General features: G+C 69.6%; 14 protein-coding genes. 4 read left to right on the plus strand and 10 right to left on the minus strand.

The window, feature by feature from the left end; genetic code table 11:
- Nucleotides 1-255: 255 nt before the first annotated feature.
- Nucleotides 256-1,044 (minus strand): RNA methyltransferase, encoded by a 789-nt coding sequence (locus AL346_RS01135; RefSeq protein WP_019401690.1) that lies wholly within the window; start codon nucleotides 1,042-1,044, stop codon nucleotides 256-258.
- 201 nt (nucleotides 1,045-1,245) lie between these two features.
- Between AL346_RS01135 and AL346_RS01140 the strand changes: the two genes are divergently transcribed.
- On the plus strand, nucleotides 1,246-2,460 hold the full coding sequence (locus tag AL346_RS01140; protein WP_019401689.1) for an NADP-dependent isocitrate dehydrogenase: 1,215 nt from the start codon (nucleotides 1,246-1,248) through the stop codon (nucleotides 2,458-2,460).
- Between the two features lie 362 nt (nucleotides 2,461-2,822).
- Nucleotides 2,823-3,296, plus strand: coding sequence for a GFA family protein (locus tag AL346_RS01145; protein WP_019401688.1), 474 nt, complete (start codon nucleotides 2,823-2,825; stop codon nucleotides 3,294-3,296).
- A 7-nt stretch (nucleotides 3,297-3,303) separates the two neighbouring features.
- On the opposite strand, the gene alaS is transcribed toward AL346_RS01145, so the two are convergent.
- The 3 genes from alaS to cckA form a co-directional block, all read right to left on the minus strand.
- A complete protein-coding gene (gene alaS / locus AL346_RS01150; RefSeq protein WP_019401687.1) occupies nucleotides 3,304-5,964 on the minus strand; it encodes an alanine--tRNA ligase in 2,661 nt (886 codons plus the stop codon).
- Nucleotides 5,965-6,302: 338 nt separating this feature from the next.
- Nucleotides 6,303-7,388, minus strand: coding sequence for a recombinase RecA (gene recA / locus AL346_RS01155; RefSeq protein ID WP_026015050.1), 1,086 nt, complete (start codon nucleotides 7,386-7,388; stop codon nucleotides 6,303-6,305).
- A gap of 134 nt (nucleotides 7,389-7,522) precedes the next feature.
- Complete coding sequence (cckA, locus tag AL346_RS01160; RefSeq protein WP_019401685.1) at nucleotides 7,523-10,018, minus strand: cell cycle histidine kinase CckA; 2,496 nt, start codon at nucleotides 10,016-10,018, stop codon at nucleotides 7,523-7,525.
- A gap of 353 nt (nucleotides 10,019-10,371) precedes the next feature.
- On the opposite strand from cckA, the gene AL346_RS01165 reads away from it, so the two are divergent.
- Nucleotides 10,372-11,865 (plus strand): hypothetical protein, encoded by a 1,494-nt coding sequence (locus tag AL346_RS01165; protein ID WP_053193139.1) that lies wholly within the window; start codon nucleotides 10,372-10,374, stop codon nucleotides 11,863-11,865.
- 75 nt (nucleotides 11,866-11,940) lie between these two features.
- Here the strand turns inward: AL346_RS01165 and AL346_RS01170 are convergent, their stop codons facing one another.
- Nucleotides 11,941-12,582, minus strand: coding sequence for a glutathione S-transferase family protein (locus AL346_RS01170; protein WP_019402963.1), 642 nt, complete (start codon nucleotides 12,580-12,582; stop codon nucleotides 11,941-11,943).
- Between the two features lie 83 nt (nucleotides 12,583-12,665).
- On the opposite strand from AL346_RS01170, the gene AL346_RS01175 reads away from it, so the two are divergent.
- Nucleotides 12,666-13,118, plus strand: a complete 453-nt coding sequence (locus AL346_RS01175) for a helix-turn-helix domain-containing protein (RefSeq protein WP_019402964.1) — start codon at nucleotides 12,666-12,668, stop codon at nucleotides 13,116-13,118.
- 17 nt (nucleotides 13,119-13,135) lie between these two features.
- Here the strand turns inward: AL346_RS01175 and dksA are convergent, their stop codons facing one another.
- The 5 genes from dksA to AL346_RS01200 all read right to left on the minus strand — a co-directional run bounded on the left by dksA (nucleotide 13,136) and on the right by AL346_RS01200 (nucleotide 18,701).
- Nucleotides 13,136-13,555 carry an RNA polymerase-binding protein DksA gene (dksA, locus tag AL346_RS01180; protein ID WP_026015273.1) on the minus strand — a complete coding sequence of 140 codons (420 nt, stop codon included), beginning with the start codon at nucleotides 13,553-13,555 and terminating at the stop codon, nucleotides 13,136-13,138.
- Between the two features lie 169 nt (nucleotides 13,556-13,724).
- The gene (locus tag AL346_RS01185) at nucleotides 13,725-14,753 is read right to left on the minus strand and encodes a hypothetical protein (RefSeq protein ID WP_040404825.1); all 1,029 of its coding nucleotides are present in this window, start codon (nucleotides 14,751-14,753) and stop codon (nucleotides 13,725-13,727) included.
- Nucleotides 14,719-16,092 carry an MBOAT family protein gene (locus AL346_RS01190; RefSeq protein WP_053193143.1) on the minus strand — a complete coding sequence of 458 codons (1,374 nt, stop codon included), beginning with the start codon at nucleotides 16,090-16,092 and terminating at the stop codon, nucleotides 14,719-14,721. The genes AL346_RS01185 and AL346_RS01190 overlap by 35 nt, the downstream gene beginning before the upstream one ends.
- Nucleotides 16,093-16,231: 139 nt before the next feature.
- Nucleotides 16,232-17,251 carry a YcjF family protein gene (locus AL346_RS01195; RefSeq protein WP_019402967.1) on the minus strand — a complete coding sequence of 340 codons (1,020 nt, stop codon included), beginning with the start codon at nucleotides 17,249-17,251 and terminating at the stop codon, nucleotides 16,232-16,234.
- A gap of 4 nt (nucleotides 17,252-17,255) precedes the next feature.
- Nucleotides 17,256-18,701, minus strand: coding sequence for a YcjX family protein (locus AL346_RS01200; RefSeq protein WP_019402968.1), 1,446 nt, complete (start codon nucleotides 18,699-18,701; stop codon nucleotides 17,256-17,258).
- Nucleotides 18,702-18,704: the final 3 nt, after the last annotated feature.

The following is an 18,704-nucleotide window of genomic DNA, read 5'->3' on the forward strand; positions in this document are numbered from 1 at the left end:
TTGATCCGAACGGCAATGAAGCGGCCGGGCGGGTTAACAGAGGGTTGAGAACGCCCGTTCCGCCGTCATGCCCGCGCTTGTCGCGGGCATCCACGCCTCTGGAAGGCGGTATAAGCTCAAAGCGTGGATGGCTGCAGCAACGCGCATGCGTGCTGCGTTTCTTTGACATGTCGCAAGTCGGGCGAGCCGACTTGCGATGACGAGCCCGGCCATGACACGGAACGGTTGATCTTCACTGCCCGACTATCCGTCGGATCATTCCCCATCCTCCCCCGCCCGTCCCTTGCGCGGCAGGTTGCGTCCGCCGCGCCGGCCCTGCACCAGGGCGACGACGGCGCCGCGCAGGGTGCGCACGTCCTGGTCGGTCATCGTGAGCCGGTGGAAGATGTTGCGCAGGTTGCGCACCATGATCGAGCGCTTCTCCGGCGGCATGAAGAACCCGACCGCATCAAGCTCGCCTTCGAGATAGTCGAAGAACGACAGCACGGCCTCGCGCGTCGCCGGCACCGGCCGCTCGCCGGCGGAAAAGGGCAGGCCCCCGCCGCTCGCCTTGAACCACTCGTAGCCGACGAGCAGCACCGCCTGGGCGAGGTTGAGCGAGGCATGGGCCGGGTTGACCGGAAAGGTGATGATCGCATCGGCGAGCGCGACGGCGTCATTGTCGAGCCCGGTGCGCTCGCGGCCGAAGAGCACGCCGACGCCGGCCCCGGCGGCGGCCTGCGCAACCGTCTCGGCCATGGCCCCGTCGGCGCCGAAGACGCGCTTCTGCTGCCCCCGCTCGCGCGCCGTGGTGGCGAAGACGACATTGAGGTCGGCGACCGCCTCCGCGACGGTGCCGAACACCCGGGCGCCGGACAGCACGTGCAGCGCCCCCGCCGAGGCCGCCTCCGCCTTCTCGTTCGGCCAGCCGTCGCGCGGGTTGACGATGCGCATCTCGGCGAGCCCGAAATTGGCCATCGCCCGCGCGGCCATGCCGATGTTCTCGCCCATCTGCGGCTCGACCAGGATGATGACGGGGCCGCGCACGGCTGCACTCTCGGACATGAACTCGTTCTCCTTGACCCCCGGGGTTTTAGCCGCCGCGGCGCCTGCCGCAAGGGGCGGAGGGACGGGAGGGGCGCCACTGATGCGAAAGCCGGCCTTCAAACTGCAGCCGTTGCGATGTATCACGCAGGCGCCGGCGCGTGCATCGCACGGACGCGCGCCGAGGCCCCACTACGCTTCAACCCGTGCGAGGTGAGACACATGGGCAAGATCAAGGTTGCCAATCCGGTCGTCGAGCTCGACGGCGACGAGATGACCCGGATCATCTGGCAGTACATCAAGGACAAGCTGATCCACCCCTATCTCGACATCGACCTGAAATACTACGACCTCGGCGTCGAGCACCGCGACGCGACCAACGACCAGGTGACGATCGAGGCGGCCGAGGCCATCAAGAAGTACGGCGTCGGCGTCAAATGCGCCACGATCACGCCGGACGAGGCGCGCGTGAAGGAATTCGGCCTCAAGGAGATGTGGAAGTCGCCCAACGGCACCATCCGCAACATCCTCGGCGGCGTCATCTTCCGCGAGCCCATCATCTGCAAGAACGTGCCGCGCCTCGTGCCGGGCTGGACCCAGCCGATCATCGTCGGCCGCCATGCCTTCGGCGACCAGTACCGCGCCACCGACTTCAAGGTGCCGGGCAAGGGCCGCCTCACCATCAAGTTCGAGGGCGAGGATGGCTCGGTCATCGAGAAGGAGGTGTTCAAGTTCCCCGGCGCCGGCGTCGCCATGGCGATGTACAACCTCGACGATTCGATCCGCGATTTCGCCCGCGCCTCGCTGAACTACGGCCTCGCCCGCAAGTTCCCGGTCTACCTCTCCACCAAGAACACGATCCTCAAGGCCTATGACGGGCGCTTCAAGGACCTGTTCCAGGAGGTCTACGAGAACGAGTTCAAGGCCAAGTTCGACGCCGCCGGCATCCACTACGAGCACCGCCTCATCGACGACATGGTCGCCTCGGCGCTCAAGTGGTCGGGTGGCTATGTCTGGGCCTGCAAGAACTATGACGGCGACGTGCAGTCCGACACCGTGGCCCAGGGCTTCGGCTCGCTCGGCCTGATGACCTCGGTGCTGATGACGCCGGACGGCCAGACCGTCGAGGCCGAGGCCGCCCACGGCACGGTGACGCGCCACTACCGCGAGCACCAGAAGGGCAAGGAGACCTCGACCAACTCGATCGCCTCCATCTTCGCCTGGACGCGCGGCCTCGCCCACCGGGCCAAGCTCGACGACAACGCCGAGCTCAAGCGCTTCGCCGACACGCTCGAGAAGGTCTGCATCGACACGGTCGAAGCCGGCTTCATGACGAAGGACCTCGCCCTCCTCGTCGGCGCCGACCAGAAGTGGCTGTCGACCACCGGCTTCCTCGACAAGATCGACGAGAACCTGAAGAAGGCGATGGCCGCCTGACGGCGTCCGTCTTTGCCACGCGCAATGACGCCCGGGCTCGCCGCCCGGGCGTTTTGCTTTGGACTTGCGCCGAAGCTTCGAGAGCGCGCCCAGGCTCTTCTCCGACAGCTGTCCCTTTCCACCGTCATGCCCGCGCTTGCCGCGGGCATCCACGCCGCGACACCTGCGCCCGGTCGAAAGACGGGCATGCGGGTCGGGCCTGGCTCTGACGGACAGGCAGACTGGGCGTCACGATGGTCCGAGCGGATGGCGACGCTGCAGCCGGCATCGCCGCCATCGAGCATGCGGTGGGCGGGATCATAATGGCCGGTTTTCCGTTTCGGCGCAGCGATGGCACACTCACGCGACGAAAGGACGAAGCGATGGCCGACGAACGCAGATATGTCACGAGCGGTGGCTGCCAGTGCGGCGCCGTGCGCTATGCCGTCTATGGCGAGCCCTTCGAGCCCAGCATCTGCTGGTGCCGCATGTGCCAGAAGGCGACCGGCGGCCTCTTCGGCGCCTTCGTCGACGTCAAGGACGACGACCTCGTCTGGACGCGCGGCGAGCCGTCGCGCTTCCGGTCCTCTGAGGCGGCCGAGCGCGGCTTCTGCTCCGCCTGCGGCACGCCCCTCTTCTACCACTACCGTAGCGGCCATCGCTATGCGATGACCGCCGGCAGCTTCGACGAGCCGACGCGCTGGCCGCCCGAGCGGCAGCTGGTGCCCGAGAACCGCCCCGCCTTCGCGGCCGAGCTGGTGCGGCTGGAAGAGGTGCCGACGAGTTCCTGGCAGAACGACCCTGAGGCCTTCGCCTCGCGCCAGCACCCGGACCGCGACACCGAGCGCTGGCCGTAGAGCCCGTTCAGGCTCCGGCCACCATCGTCTCGATCGCCGCGAGCGCGTCGGCCGCCTTGGCGCCGTCCGGCCCGCCGGCCTGGGCGAGATCGCGCCGGCCGCCGCCGCCCTTGCCGCCGAGCCGCTCGGAAGCGGCGCGCACGAGGGCGACCGAATCGAAGCGCTCCGTGAGGTCGTCGGTCACGCCGACGACGACGCCGGCCTTGCCCTCCTCATCGACGCTGACGATGGCGACGACGCCGGAGCCGACGCGCTTCTTGCCCTCGTCCGCGAGCGCCTTGAGATCCTTCATGGCGACGCCGGAGACCGACCGCGCGAAGAGCTTGACGCCGGCCACCTCCTTGACGGCCGCCGCATCCCCGTCGCCCGAGCCGCCGCCCATGGCCAGCTTGCGGCGCGTATCGGCAAGATCCCGCTCGAGCTTGCGGCGCTCCTCGACGAGCGCCTCGAGCCGCGCCGCGGCCTCCGCCGAAGGCACCTTGAGGATGGCCGCAAGATCGCGCAGGCGCCGGCTCTCCGCCGCGAGGTGGCGGCGGGCCGCCTCGCCGGTCATCGCCTCGATGCGGCGCACGCCGGCAGCGACCGCGCCCTCCGAGACGACGGTGACGAGGCCGATGTCGCCGGTGCGCGCCGCATGCGTGCCGCCGCACAGCTCGATGGAGAAGGTCTTGCCGCCCTCCTCCGGCCGCGTGCCCATGGAGACGACCCGCACCTCGTCGCCGTATTTCTCGCCGAAGAGCGCCCGGGCGCCCGAGGCGATCGCCTCGTCGACCGCCATCAGATGCGTCACCACCGGCTCGTTCTGCAGCACGACGCGGTTGGCAATGGCCTCGATCGTCTCCAGTTCCTCCTCGGCGATGGGCTTCGGATGGCTGAAGTCGAACCTGAGGCGATCGGGGGCGACGAGCGAACCCTTCTGCGCCACGTGATCGCCCAGCACCTCGCGCAGGGCCTCGTGCAGGAGGTGGGTCGCGGAATGGTTGGCGCGGATGGCGCTGCGCCGGCCATGGTCGACGGCGAGCTCGACCGCCTGCCCCACCGTGAGCGTGCCAGCCTCGACCTTCGCCGCATGGACGAAGAGATCGCCGAGCTTCTTCTGCGTGTCGCGCACGGTGACGGAGGTGCCGGGGGCGCGGATGACGCCGCTGTCGCCCACCTGGCCGCCGGATTCGCCATAGAACGGGGTCTGGTTGAGGATGACGAAGCCTTCCTCGCCCGCCTCGAGCTTCGCGACCTCGGCGCCGTCGCGCACGATGGCGGCGACCACGCCCTCCGCCGTCTCGGTGTCGTAGCCGAGGAACTCGGTGGCGCCGACCTTCTCGCGCAGGCCGAACCACACCGTCTCCGTGGCCGCCTCGCCCGAGCCGGCCCAGGAGGCGCGCGCGAGCTCGCGCTGGCGCTCCATCGCCTTGGCGAAGGCATCCGTATCGACGCCGATGCCGCGCGCGCGCAGCGCGTCCTGCGTCAGGTCGAGCGGGAAGCCGTAGGTGTCGTAAAGCGTGAAGGCCGTCTCGCCGGGCAGCTTCGCACCGGCGGTGAGCCCGCGCGTCTCCTCGTCGAGGATGGCGAGGCCGCGCGCCAGGGTCTTGCGGAAGCGCGTCTCCTCGAGCTTCAGCGTCTCGGTGACGAGCGCCTCCGCCCGCGTGAGTTCGGGATAGGCCTGCCCCATCTCGCGCACCAGGGCCGGCACGAGCCGCCACATCAGCGGATCGCGCGCGCCGAGCAGCTGGGCATGGCGCATGGCGCGCCGCATGATGCGGCGCAGGACGTAGCCGCGCCCTTCGTTCGACGGCAGCACGCCGTCGGCGACGAGGAAGGCCGAAGCGCGCAGGTGGTCGGCGATGACGCGGTGGCTCGCCTTCTGCGCCCCGTCCGGATCGACACCGGTCGCGTTCGCCACGGCCATGATGAGCGCGCGCATCAGGTCGGTGGCGTAGTTGTCGTGCGTGCCCTGCAGCACGGCAGAGACGCGCTCCAGCCCCATGCCCGTGTCGATCGACGGGCGCGGCAGCGCGATGCGCTCGCCGGGCGAGAGCTGCTCGTACTGCATGAAGACGAGGTTCCAGATCTCGATGAAGCGGTCGCCGTCCTCGTCCGGGCTGCCGGGCGGGCCGCCGGGGATGTGGTCGCCGTGGTCGTAGAAGATCTCCGAGCACGGGCCGCACGGGCCCGTGTCGCCCATCTGCCAGAAATTGTCCGAGGTCGGGATGCGGATGATCTTGGATTCGCTCAGGCCGGCGATCTTCCGCCACAGGCCGAAGGCCTCGTCATCCTCGGCGAAGACCGTGACGAGGAGCTTGTCGACCGGCAGGCCGAATTCCTTCGTCACGAGGTTCCAGGCGAGCTCGATGGCGCGGTCCTTGAAATAGTCGCCGAACGAGAAGTTGCCGAGCATCTCGAAGAAGGTGTGGTGCCGCGCCGTGTAGCCGACATTGTCGAGGTCGTTGTGCTTGCCGCCGGCGCGCACGCATTTCTGCGAGGTCGTGGCGCGGGCATAGGGCCGCTTCTCCGAGCCGGTGAAGACGTTCTTGAACTGCACCATGCCGGCGTTGGTGAACATCAACGTCGGGTCGTTGCGCGGCACCAGCGGGCTCGACGGCACGATCTCGTGGCCGTTCTTCGCGAAATAGTCGAGAAACGTTGTTCTGATCTCGTTGACGCCGCTCATAGAGCCCACACTTCGTTCGATATGCGGCATGGCCGCCGGTTCCGGCTCGCCCGCTCCCCGCAGCTGCGGAGATCCGGCCTCGCCCCTCCCTCACCCGTTCAGCCGGACGCGGGAACAGGAGCCGCAGCCGGAAAATGGGAATTCAGCGCTGTTTTCTAGAGAGGGGCCAAGCTCTTGTCGAGAGGATGAATCCGTTGCGGCGGAGGAAGCCCGTCCGGCGCCGGACCGGGCCCGGCACGAGCCGATAAAAACGCGGCCGCTTCCCGGCCGGCGACCCCGGACATGGAAACGGGGCCCCAAGGGCCCCGTCACGATAAAATCCTATGACACGTCCCTGATCACGCCTCACCCTCGTCGAGGTCCTCGGCGGTCGGGTCGATATTGTCGAGGATGCGTTCGGCGAGGAGGCCGGCGTTCTGCCGGATGGCCGCCTCGATGCGCGCCGACACGTCGGGATTGTCGCGCAGGAACTGCTTGGCGTTCTCGCGTCCCTGGCCGAGGCGCTGGCTGTCGTGGGAGAACCAGGAACCGGACTTCTCCACGATGCCGGCCTTGACGCCGAGGTCGATGAGCTCGCCCATCTTCGACACGCCTTCGCCGTACATGATGTCGAACTCGACCTGCTTGAACGGCGGCGCGACCTTGTTCTTCACCACCTTCACGCGCGTCGTGTTGCCGATCACCTCGTCGCGGTCCTTGATGGAGCCGACGCGGCGGATGTCGAGGCGCACCGAGGCGTAGAACTTGAGGGCGTTGCCGCCCGTCGTCGTCTCCGGGCTGCCGTACATCACGCCGATCTTCATGCGGATCTGGTTGATGAAGATCACCATGCAGTTCGAGCGCGAGATCGATGCCGTGAGCTTGCGCAGCGCCTGGCTCATGAGGCGCGCCTGCATGCCGGGCTGCACATCGCCCATCTCGCCCTCGATCTCGGCCCGCGGCGTGAGCGCGGCCACCGAATCGACCACCAGCACGTCGATGGCGCCGGAGCGCACCAGCGTGTCGGCGATCTCGAGCGCCTGCTCGCCCGTGTCGGGCTGGGAGATGAGCAGGTCGTCGAGCTTGACGCCCAGCTTGCGGGCATAGACGGGGTCGAGCGCATGTTCGGCGTCGATGAAGCCGCAGACGCCGCCCTTCTTCTGCGCCTCGGCGACGGTGTGCAGGGCGAGCGTCGTCTTGCCCGACGATTCCGGCCCGTAGATCTCGATCACACGGCCGCGCGGCAGGCCGCCGACGCCGAGGGCAATGTCGAGCCCGAGCGAGCCGGTCGAGATCGTCTCGATCTCGATCGCCTTGTCGTTCTGCCCGAGACGCATGATCGAGCCTTTGCCGAAGGCGCGCTCGATCTGTGACAGCGCGGCATCGAGGGCTTTCGCCTTGTCCATGGAACTACCTTCTACGAGTCGCAATGTGGGCTGAGACATGAATGCTCGTCCTTATGCACGGGAAACGAAGGATTCTCAATGCGCGCCGCAGTCAATGTACCTGTTTTGTTCCCGTTCACAAGTTCTTTTTTTGTTCGCACCCCGTCCGCCGGGCTCCAGGCCCGGCGGAGCCGTCACTTCAGCTGCGTCTTCACCGCCTCGACGAGCTGCTTGAGGCTGAAGGGCTTGGGCAGGAAGGTGAATTGCTCGCCTTCGGGCAGGTTCTTCTTGAAGGCGTCCTCGGCATAGCCGGACACGAAGATGATCTTGAGGCTGGGGAAGCGCTCGCGCAGGGCGCGCAGCAGGGTCGGCCCGTCCATCTCGGGCATCACAACGTCCGACACGACGAGGTCGACCGGCTGGTCGAGCCCGTCGACGATGGCCATAGCCTCCGTGCCGGAGCTCGCCTCGAGCACGGTATAGCCGCGCGAGGTGAGCGCGCGGGCGCCGAAGGCGCGCACCGCCTCCTCGTCCTCGACGAGCAGGATCGTGCCGCGACCCGTGAGATCGGCCGCGAGCGTCTTCGCCGCCCCGGGCTTGGGCGCGGCCTCCTGCTCCAGCGGCACGTGGCGCGGCAGGAAGATGCGGAAGGTGGTGCCTTCGCCCACGGAACTGTCGCAGAAGATGAAGCCGCCGGTCTGCTTGACGATGCCATAGACGGTGGAGAGGCCGAGGCCCGTGCCTTTGCCGACGTCCTTCGTCGTGAAGAAGGGCTCGAAGATCTTGTCGAGCACGTGCGGCGGAATGCCGGTGCCGGTATCCGACACCTCGACGAGCACGAAATCGGCCTCGGGCACCGCCTTGTAGCCGTAGGCCGCCACCTCGTGCGCCGGCACGTTTTGCGTGCGGATCGACAGCTTGCCGCCGTCGGGCATGGCATCGCGCGCATTGACGGCGAGGTTGACGATGACCTGCTCGAACTGGTTGACGTCCGCCTTGGTCAGCCACATGTCGCGCCCGTGGCGCAGCTCGAGCTCGATGCGCTCGCCGATGAGGCGCTTGAGGAGCAGCGACAGGTCGGACAGGCTGTCGGAGAGCTGGATGACCTGCGGCCGCAGGGTCTGCCGGCGCGAGAAGGCGAGCAGCTGCCGCACCAGGCTCGCCGCCCGGTTGGCATTCTGCTTGATCTGCATGATGTCCTGGAAGGACGGATCCGTCGGCCGGTGGTTGGCGAGCAGCAGGTCCGAATAGCCGATGATGGCCTGCAGCACGTTGTTGAAGTCGTGCGCCACGCCGCCGGCGAGCTGGCCCACCGCCTGCATCTTCTGGGCCTGGGCGAACTGCGCCTCGAGCGCCCGCTGCTCGGTCGTCTCGAGCGCGTAGACGATGGCCGCCTCGCCGTCGCCCTCCGCATCCGCCACGCCGCTGACGTAGATGCGGGCCGAGCGGTCCTCCGCGCCGCGGATGGCGACGTCGAGCGGCACGATGTCGCCGCGCCCTTCCCCGGCGGCGGCAAGGGCATTGCCCAGCGCATCCTCGTCCCGCTCGGCGACGACGCCGGTGATGGTGCGCTCGCCCGGCGCGCCGAACAGACGGGCGAAGGCGGCGTTGCTGCGCAGGATCTCGCCGCGCCGGCCGACAGCGGCGATCGCCACGGGCGTGTCGTTGAAGAAACGGGCGAAGCGCACCTCGGCGGCGCGCTGGCCTTCGGCCACGTCCTCGCCCGGCGAGCGGTTGAGCACGAGCGTGCGCGAGGCGCCGGGCCGCCCGTCGGCGCCGAAGGCGACGCGGTGGAAGAGACGCACGGGCAGCGACTGGCCGCCGCGCCGGCGCAGGTCGATGTCGATGATCTCGGTGCGCACCTCGCCGGGGCCGCCGGTGACGGCGCCGATCAGGGCCGCCGCGTTCGGCGGCACGACGTCGGCCACGCTGAGGCCGCCCGAGCCCACCTGCGCGAGGTCGTGGTCGAGCCAGCCGGCGAGCGTCGCGTTCATGTAGACGATCTCGCCCGCCGGATCGATGGACAGGAACCCGGCCGGCGCATGGTCGAGATAGTCGATGGCGTGCTGCAGCTCCTGGAAGACGTTTTCCTGGCGCTCGCGATCCCGCGTCACGTCGGCGATGGTCCAGAGCGCGGCATTGCGCCCGCCGGGGCGGGCGAGCGGGCGCACGCGCACACGGTACCAGGCGGCCTCCGCCCCGTTCAGCGCCGGCGCGAGGCGGATCTCCTCGCCGGCCGCCCTTCCCTCGCGCACAGCCTGCGACAGGCGGTAGATCGCCTCCGACACCTCCGGCGCGCCGGTGAACAGCCGCTCGACCGTGCGCACCTCGGCCGCCGTGCGGCAGCCGCTCAAAGTAAGGAAGGCGCCGTTGGCATAGATCACGCGCCCGTCGCTCTCGACGACGATGAGACCCTCGGCCGCGGTGTCGGCCATCAGCTTGGTGAGGTCGTTGCGGGCGACGCGGCCGGCGAACTGCAGCACGCCGACGGCGAGGCCGAAGAGGCAGAAGATGCCGGCGACCGCGAGGATCGCCAGGAAGGCGACGATGAAGACCTGCGCCTTCTCGTCCGACAGGAGGCTCAGCGACAGCACGGCGGCGACGAGGAGCCCGGCGAGCAGCAGCAGCAGTCCGGCGTGGCCGGACCGTTCCGAGCGGTCGAGCGTGGTCGCGGCGGTCGTCTCGCTCATGCCTTGCGGCCTCTCCTGCGGCGATTGGTGCATGACTATTGCCAGATTCTCGCGTCTGTCCCGAGGCCCAATTGCCGCAAGACATAGATGATCCACGCCGCAGGCGCCTCCCTTTTGGCGCGTCGCGACAAGACGCGCGCCACCCTCGCGCTCCTGGCGGCCCGCAGGAGGGCGGAAAAAATTGCCGCCTTTATGGTAAACGGACCGTAAATGCCGCTGAAATGGCGTATTTCTGAGGCCATTGGCGCCATTCCGGCATTAACCTTTGCGGCAAAGCGCTTTACGCTGCGCGCCATGTGGGATACTGCCGGAGGGGTCCGGTGGTGGAATGACTTGGGAAACATGCCACGCGCATGTTGTTCGGCATGGAAATCTCGAACGCAGGCCAATATCTCATCGCATTCGCGATCATCTTCGGCGTCGTGGCACTGGTGGCGCTCGCCGTCCGGCGGGCGACGTCCGGGCGCAGCCGCGTCGCCGGCTCCTCCTCTCCGCGCGCCCGCCAGCCGCGGCTCGGCATCGTCGATGTCTTCGATCTCGACCGCCAGCGCCAGCTCGTCCTCGTCAGGCGCGACAATGTCGAACATCTCGTCATGATCGGCGGGCCGACGGACGTGCTGATCGAGGGCAGCATCGTCCGCGGCGCGGCGCGCGCCGGTGCGCCGCTGCCGGGCTTCGAGGCGGCCCTCGCCCCGGTCATCCCCGGCCTCGAGGCGCAGGCGCCCCTGCGCCCGGCCGTGGTCGAGCCGCGCGACGATTTCGACGGCGATGAATTCGACGAGCCTCGCCAGCCGGTTCCTGCCCCGCCCGTCCAGGCCCCGGCACCTGCGCCGGCCGCGCCCGCGGCTCCCGTGATGCCTGCGCCCCCGGCTTTTCCGCCGGCCCCCGCCGCGCAGCCGTCGAGGCCTGTTCCACCCCCTGCTCAACCGGCCGCTGCCAGCGCCGGCGCTTTCTCCGCCTCGCGCGGCGAGACGCCCGCCGCGCCGGGCGTGGAGGTTCCTCCCGCGCCGGCCAAGCCCGCCGAGGACAAGGCCCTGTCCTCGATGGCGCGACAGCTCGAGGAGGCCCTGAAGCGCCCCTTCTCGGCCGCCCGGCCGTCGACCGCCGCGACGACCCAGCCCGCAACGCCGACACCGCCCCCCGCGGCCCCGCGTCCGGCGCCGCGGGAGACCGCCGTGCCGCCCCAGCCGCAGGCCCCCTCCGCGGCGCCTCTGCAGGCGCCCGCCCCGGATCTTTCCGCCCAGCTGGCCGAAGAGCTGGCGCGGGAACTGACCAAGGCGGCGCCGCCGGCCCGTCCGGAGACCCCGGCCGCGCCACCCGCGAGCACCTTCGCTCCACGCCCGGCAACGCCCGCCGCCCCCCCGCCGGCCGCCCCGCGCGCCACCCCGGCCCCGGCATCGGCCGGCGCACCGGCCGGAGGCGGCCTGACGCCTCCCGCCCGGCCGGCCAACGCCTGGTCGATGCGTCGTGAGGACAGGCCCGCCAGCAGCGCACCGCCATCGGCCCCCGCCAAGGCGCCGGCTGCGCCGCAGGTTTCTTCGCAGGGACCGGCCGTCGAGCCTGCGCCCGCCCCGCCTCGCCCTGTATCGCCGCCGCCCCAGCCCGTCCGCCGGGAGCCCCCCAAGGCCCCCGAGGCACGGCCGGAAGCGGCGGCTCCTCCTGCACCGGCCCCCGCCGAGCCTGCATCCCAGGCGCCGGCCAAGAGCGCCGCGCCGCTCGAGGTGAAGCCCGCGGAGCGGCCTGCGCCGAAGCCGGACAGCGACAAGCCCGATCCGTTCTCCGTGGAGAGCATCGAGGCCGAGTTCGCCCGCCTGCTCGGACGCGGCGAGCCCGCGAAGGACAAGTAGACAGCGCCGCCTGGGCGGAATGCGAAACGGCCCGGGCTGACCCGGGCCGTTTCTTTTTTGCCGTTCCCGCCGCTGTCAGGCGGCATCGAGCAGCGCCTGGCCCGCCTCTTCGCGGGCGAGAACCCGCTGCACGGAGGCCCGCGCCTGCATGCGGGCATGATGGGCGGAGTAGTTCGCGTAGGGCGCCATGTCGAAGCCCATGTAGGTCTTCGCCCAGTGGAAGAAGGGATAGAGATAGGCGTCCACCACCGAGAACTCGCCGAGCGCCCAGTCACGCCCCGCCAGCCGGCCGTCGACATCGGCAAGATTGCCGGCAAGGCGGGTGCGTGCCTTCTCCTTGAGGGCGGCCTGCACCTCGTCCCCGTCGATGAACCGCTGCGGCGCGAAGAGCGGCCCGTAGCTGCCGTGCAGCTCGCTGGTCAGGAAGCCGAGCCAGGACAGGGCCTGCGCGCGGGCGAAGCCGTCGCGCGGCAGGAGGCCCTTCTCCGGTGCGAGATCGGCGAGATAGGTGAGGATCGCGACATTCTCCGTCACGATGCCGTCGGCCGTCGTCAGCGCCGGCACCTTGCCGCGCGGATTGATGGCGAGATAGCCCGGCTCGTACTGCTGGCCCTTGCGCAGCGAGACCGGCCGCGCCTCGAAGGGCCGGCCGATTTCCTCGAGGATGATATGGGCCGCGATGGAACAGGCGCCGGGCGCATAGTGAAGGGTGATCATCAGGTTCCTCCAGTTGGGGAGGCCCGTATCGCCTGAACGGTATCCTTGTGCAAGAAGGCAGCTTTTTGTGCTATACATGCCAAATGGATACTGTAACCCGCAGCGCCAAAGCCGCTTTCCTGCGTGAGGACCTCGGCCCTTGCGCCTGCCAGCGTCGCATTCGCAGCACGCTCGACGTCATCGCCAACAAATGGGCCGTGCCGGTCCTCATCGAGCTCGTGCGCGCAGAGGGTGAGCCGCTGCGCTTCACGCGGCTCGCCCGCGCCATTCCCGGCATCACGCAGAAGGAGCTGACCAAGCAGCTGCGCGAGATGGAGGCTGCCGGCCTCGTCCGGCGCAAGGTCTATCCGGTCGTGCCGCCGAAGGTGGAATATACGCTGACGGAACTCGGCTGGTCGCTCGATCCGGTGCTCGATGCGCTCGCCCGCTGGGCGGCGACCTACGGCAACGTCGTCGCCGACAACCAGGCGCAGTTCATGGCGCGCAAGAACGCAGACGGCGCGGACCCGCAGGAGCCCGCGCCGCCGTCGCGATAACAACGCTGCAATGACCGTCAGTCGTCGCGGTAGACGCGCTCGTTGCGCTCGTGCCGCTCCTGCGCCTCGAGCGACAAAGTGGCGATCGGCCGCGCCTCCAGACGACGCAGGGAGATGGGCTCGCCCGTCTCCTCGCAATAGCCGTAGGTGCCGTCCTCGATGCGCTGCAGCGCCGCATCGATCTTGGCGATCAGCTTGCGCTGCCGGTCGCGCGCCCGAAGCTCGATGGCGCGATCCGTCTCGGACGAGGCGCGGTCGGCAATGTCGGGGTGGTTCTCACTCTCGTTCTGCAAGGCCGCCAGCGTCTCGCGGCTCTCTCGTAGAATTTCGTCCTTCCAGGCGTTGAGCTTCCGGCGGAAATAGTCCCGCTGTCGCTCGTTCATGAAAGGCTCGTCTTCAGATGGCCGGTAGCCTTCCTCGAGTTCGATTTCAGGCATGCGTGGCTTCTGCTCTCATCCCGTGACCAGCCCGAGGCATTCCCCCCGGAGTGGCGCCTATATAGCGGGCCGGACAAGTCCCGACAACGCGGTTTGACACTCTCCTTTTGTCGAAGTTTTGCGACTTGGCCCGCTTTTCGAGATGACATCGTGCCGAAGGCCTGCCTTCTCACTCGGCCGCTGTCATTTTGCTCACCTCCTGCGCGACAGCCCGCTCGACTTCGTGCGCCAGCGACGCCCGATAGTGGGTCTTGTCGAAGAAGTTGGCGGGGTCGCGATTCTCCGGCCTGTCGCTGCGCCAGTCGAGCCACGCGGTCCGCGGGCGCCCGGCCGCGAGGGCCGCGAAGGCCGCCATGCAGCGGCCCTCGTTGGCCGCCTCCTCGCTGCCGGCGGCCGGCAGCCCGGCGATGAAGACCGGCGGCGAAATGAGGACGACGACGAGATCGGGCGGCAGCCCTGCAAGAACCTTCCGCAACAGCACGGCCGCCGGGAACCGTCCCGTGGGGTCTGCCTGCATGGTCGGCCGCGGCACGGACAGGTCCTTCACCTTGTCGGGCCCGTCATAGCCCATGCCGAGATATTCCGGCGCGTAGTCCCAGTAGCCGTCCGGCCGCGCCCGCTCGCCGTAGCCGGCGAGGAAGGCCACGCGTTCGCCGAGGCGTTCCACGACATCGAAGCGCAGCAGCCCCTTGAGGTGGGACAGGACGTCCGCGTCGTAGAGCCAGAACGGAAAGGGATGGCGCAGCGGCAGCGCGGGATCGCCCTCGCACCAGAACTCGTCGATGCCGAGCACGACCGCCCGCGCCGTTCCCTCGTGATGCCTGACGAACCAGTCGAGCATGGCGACCTGCTCGCGCGCGCCGGTGCCCGGCACGATCAGCGAGACGAAGGACAGCCCCGTCCCGGCCGACAGCCGCTCGGGCGAGAGAAGCTGGACGTGCGAATTGCCGATGACGGCGGCATTGAAGGACGGGTCGCGGCCCCGGCTCGCATTGGCCGTGCGCGGCCCCTGGGGAGAGACGCCGACGCCCCAGTCGACCGGGCCGCGCCCCGTGTCATACGGATCGAGCACGACGACCGCGCCGAGCACGATGCCGACGGTCAGGACCGCGGCCCCGACGAAGGTCGCGGCGAAGCGGCGCCACGGCGCCGCGTCGCCCGCCTCAGAACTGGAAGTAGATGAACTCGTAGTTGGCATCGTCGCCGATCTTGAGAAGGATGACCACGAAAAGGAGGGCGAAGGCCACCGCGAGCCAGCGGTTGGGCGGCAGGCGGTGAACGGCCGCCCAGGCGGTGGGCCCGATCATGGCGACGAGCGCCGCGATCACCAGCGCACGCCATTTGAAGCCCGAGCCGAAGGGGGCGAAGCCGAACATCGCCTCATAGAGCCGCATCGCCGCGTCGAAACTGGTGGCGCGGAACAGCACCCACGTCAGCGCCACGAACAGGAAGGTCAGCGCCCAGCCGAGCACTGCCGGCATGACGACGCCCGTGCGCCGCCAGAGAATGCCCGCGCAAAGGCCGAGGCCGTGGGCGATGCCCCAGAAGACGAAGGTGAGGCCGGCCCCGTGCCACAGGCCGCCGAGCGTCATGGTGGCGAACAGCGCGAAGAGCTGGATGGACAGGCCATGCCGGTTGCCGCCGAGCGGGATGTAGAGATAGTCGCGCAGGAAGCGCGACAGCGTCATGTGCCAGCGCCGCCAGAAATCCTGCAGCGAGACGGCGCGGTAGGGCACCTCGAAGTTCTGGGGCAGCACGACGCCGAACATCAGCGCGATGCCGAGCGCCATGTCGGTGTAGCCGGAGAAGTCGAAATAGATCTGGAAGGTGAAGGCGAGCGTGCCCTGCCAAGCCTGCAGCGTCGTGAGCGCGCCGCCGTTCGCGGCGGCCTCGAAGACGGGATTGGCGTAGCCCGCGAGCGGATCGCCGATCAGCACCTTCTTCGCGAGGCCGACGGTGAGCAGCATCAGCCCCTGCGCGAAACGCTGGGCGGCATCGCTGCGCAGATAGGGCCGCTCGTCGAGTTGGTGCATCAGCTCGGTCCAGCGCACCAGCGGCCCCGCCAGCACCTGCGGGAAGAAGCCGATGTAGAGCCCGTAGCGGATGAGGTCGAACCGCGGCGCCCGCCCGGCCCTCAGGTCGACCAGGTACATCACGTGATGAAAGGTGAAGAAGGAGATGCCGAGCGGCAGCGCGAACTCGTAGCGCGGCAGGCCGAGGTCCGCCGCCGCATTGGCCAGGTCGGCGAAGAAGGCCGCATATTTGAAGATGCCGAGCACGGTCAGGTTGGCGGCGATGGCCGCGACGATGAGCGTGGCGAGGCGGGTCCTGACGAAGAGCTGCGCCATCACCCAGTTGATGAGGATCGACAACGCGAGCAGCGGGACGAAGCGCACATCCCAGTAGCCGTAGAAGATGAAGGACAGGACGAGCAGCAGCGGCAGCCGGGCGGCCGGCGCGAATCGCTCGGCGAGCCAGTGCAGGGCGAGCGCCAGCGGCAGGAACGCCAGAAGAAACGCAAAGGAATTGAACAGCATAGATCGGTGTCCACAGCCCCCGCCACGCGCCGGCGCAGCGGGGAGGCTGCACGATCGGCGTTGCGAACCGCGCCCGTTGTGGGAAATCGTTCCCGCAACGTCAATGCGCCTTGCGCCGGCGGCCTTCGGACGGCGACCTTTACTGCCCTTCCGGAGGCTTCGCTGCCGAGCGGTCGAAGAGGCTCGAGGCCACGTCCCCGAGGACCGGCGGCTCGAGCGCCGTGAACGGCAGGGGGCGGCAGACGGCGATGGCTGAAAGGCCGACGCGCGCCGTCAGGAGGCCGTTGACGACCCCCTCGCCGAGTTTGGCCGAGACGCGCGCGGCGAGCCCGAGCCCCATCACCTGCTGCAGCAGGCTGTCGCCCATGGCGATGCCGCTCGTCAGGGTGAGATGCGACAGCACGTTGCCGGCAAGGCGCAAGAATCCGAGCGTGCCCGGCCGCCCGCCATAGAGGGCCGCGATGCGCCGCATCAGCCGCATGACGGAATAGAGCACGAAGGCGACATCGACGATGGCGCGCGGGCTGAGCGCGGTGACGACCGAAACCTGCTGCGCCGCCTCCGCCACCAGCCGCCGCGCCCGCCTGTCGAGCGACGCGAGCAGCTCCCGCTCGGCAAGGCCGATAAGCTCCGGCGCGTCGATCACCGCATCGCCGAGATCGGCGAGGCGCCCGCGGGCGCGCGCCGTCTCCGGCCGCCCGGCATAGAGGGCGGCGACATCGGCGACGAGCTTGCGCGCTCCCACCTCGTCCTTGTCGGCGAGGATGCGCGCGGCCTCCTTCTGCAGGCCCTCGATGCGCCGTTCGCGCAGCATGCCGAGCATTTCGCGCACGACGATGCCGAGGAGGCCGGCGAGCGCCAGCGCTGCCAGCGCGAGGGCCAACCAGCCGAGGGCCGGGTAGCTCGCCATGAGATCGCGCACGAGCCGCTCGACGCCGAGCCCCAGCGCGAGCAGCAGCAGCCCGCCGAGCGCGGAGAGCAGCATGCCGAGCCACGGTAGGCGCCGGCGCCGCGGCGGACGTGCCGTCACCGCCTCCTCGTCGGCGATGGCCTCCTCCGGCTCGTGCTCGACGACGATGCCGGGCGAAAGCTCGATCGTCTGCCGCTCCCGGTCGGGCGGCATTTCGTCGAGGCGGAAGGCGCGCGGTCCCTTGCTCATGTCGTCAGGCCAATCGGTCGCCGATGAGGAATTCGAGCGCCCGGTCGAGGCGGATGTGCGGCAGCGGCGGCATGCGGCCGGCGGCATCCGGCACCCTGAGCGGCGGGCGGAAGCGCGGGAAGCGCAGGCTGCCGGGAACGACGGCGCCGGAGAAGATCGCCTTCGGGTCATCCGGCAGTTCGCCGGGGAAGATGGCCGCCTCGCCCTCGCCGTCGAAGACCTCGTTGCCCACGCGTTCGCCCGCGCACGGCACGCCGACGATGGCCGGCAGCCGCTCGCCGCCCTCGCGCACGCTTGCCTCGCGCGTCGCCCGCACCGAGGCGAGTGCCAGCGTGTCGACGCGCGCCCCCGCCCCTTCCGAGCGGCGGATGGCGCGCTCGACGAGAAGCCGCAGGATGGCGTCGAGGCGCGCATGGTCGCTGCGATGCAGATGGTCGGCCTTCGTGGCGGCGAAGAGCACCTTGTCGATGCGCGGGGCGAAGAGGCTGCTGACGAGCGTGTTGCGCCCGGCCCGGAAGGCGCCGAGCACCTGGTCGAGCGCCCCTTCGAGCTCGCCGACCGCCCGCGCGCCGGCATCGAGCGCCGCCAGCACGTCGACGAGCACGATCTGCCGGTCGAGCCGCGAGAAATGCTCGCGGAAGAACGGCCGCGCCACATGGTTCTTGTAGGCCTCGAAGCGCCGCTCCATCTGGCTCGCGAGGCTCGCCGGCGCATGCGGCGCGCCGGGCCTGACGTCGAGCGGCGCGAAGGTCAGCGCCGGCGAGCCGGCAAGGTCGCCGGGCATCAGGAAACGGCCCGGCGGGGTCGTCGCCACCGCCTCGGGGCCGGCACGCAGCGCCGAGAGGTACTGTTTGAAGAGATCGCTCGCGGCCACCATCTCGGCCTCGACGGCCGGCTTGTCGGGCGCGAGCGTCGCCAGATGCGCGTGCCAGGCCGCAGCGAGCGGCGCCCGCTCCGGCCGCCGGCTCGCCTCCAGCGTCGCGCGCGACCACTCGGCATAGGAAAGGTCGAGCAGGCCGAGGTCGAGCAGCCACTCGCCGGGATAGTCGACGATGTCGAGCGCCAGCGTCGCCGGGCCGGACCGCCAGCCGGGCGGACGCTCGTAGTCGATCTCGACGCGCAGCTCGCAGATGCGGTTGGTCGACTGCGGCCATTGCCGGCCGGGGCCCGTCAGCGCCGCGAGATGGTCCTCGTAGGTGAAGCGCGGCACCGTGTCGTCCGGCTGCGGCGCCAGCCTTGCGCGGCGGATGCGCCCCTCGGACGAGGCACGGAACACGGGCATGGGCGTCACGCCCGTGAGGTGATGCACGAGCGCCGTGGTGAAGACCGTCTTGCCCGAACGCGCGAGGCCAGTGACGCCGAGGCGCAGCGTCGGCCGCACCGCGCCTGCCGCATATTCGGCGAGGCTCTTCAGCGCATCGACTGTGCCGTCGAGGAAGGACGGCGGCATCAG

Origin of the sequence: Chelatococcus sp. CO-6 (assembly GCF_001271345.1) — a bacterium.
Taxonomy (GTDB): domain Bacteria; phylum Pseudomonadota; class Alphaproteobacteria; order Rhizobiales; family Beijerinckiaceae; genus Chelatococcus_A; species Chelatococcus_A caeni.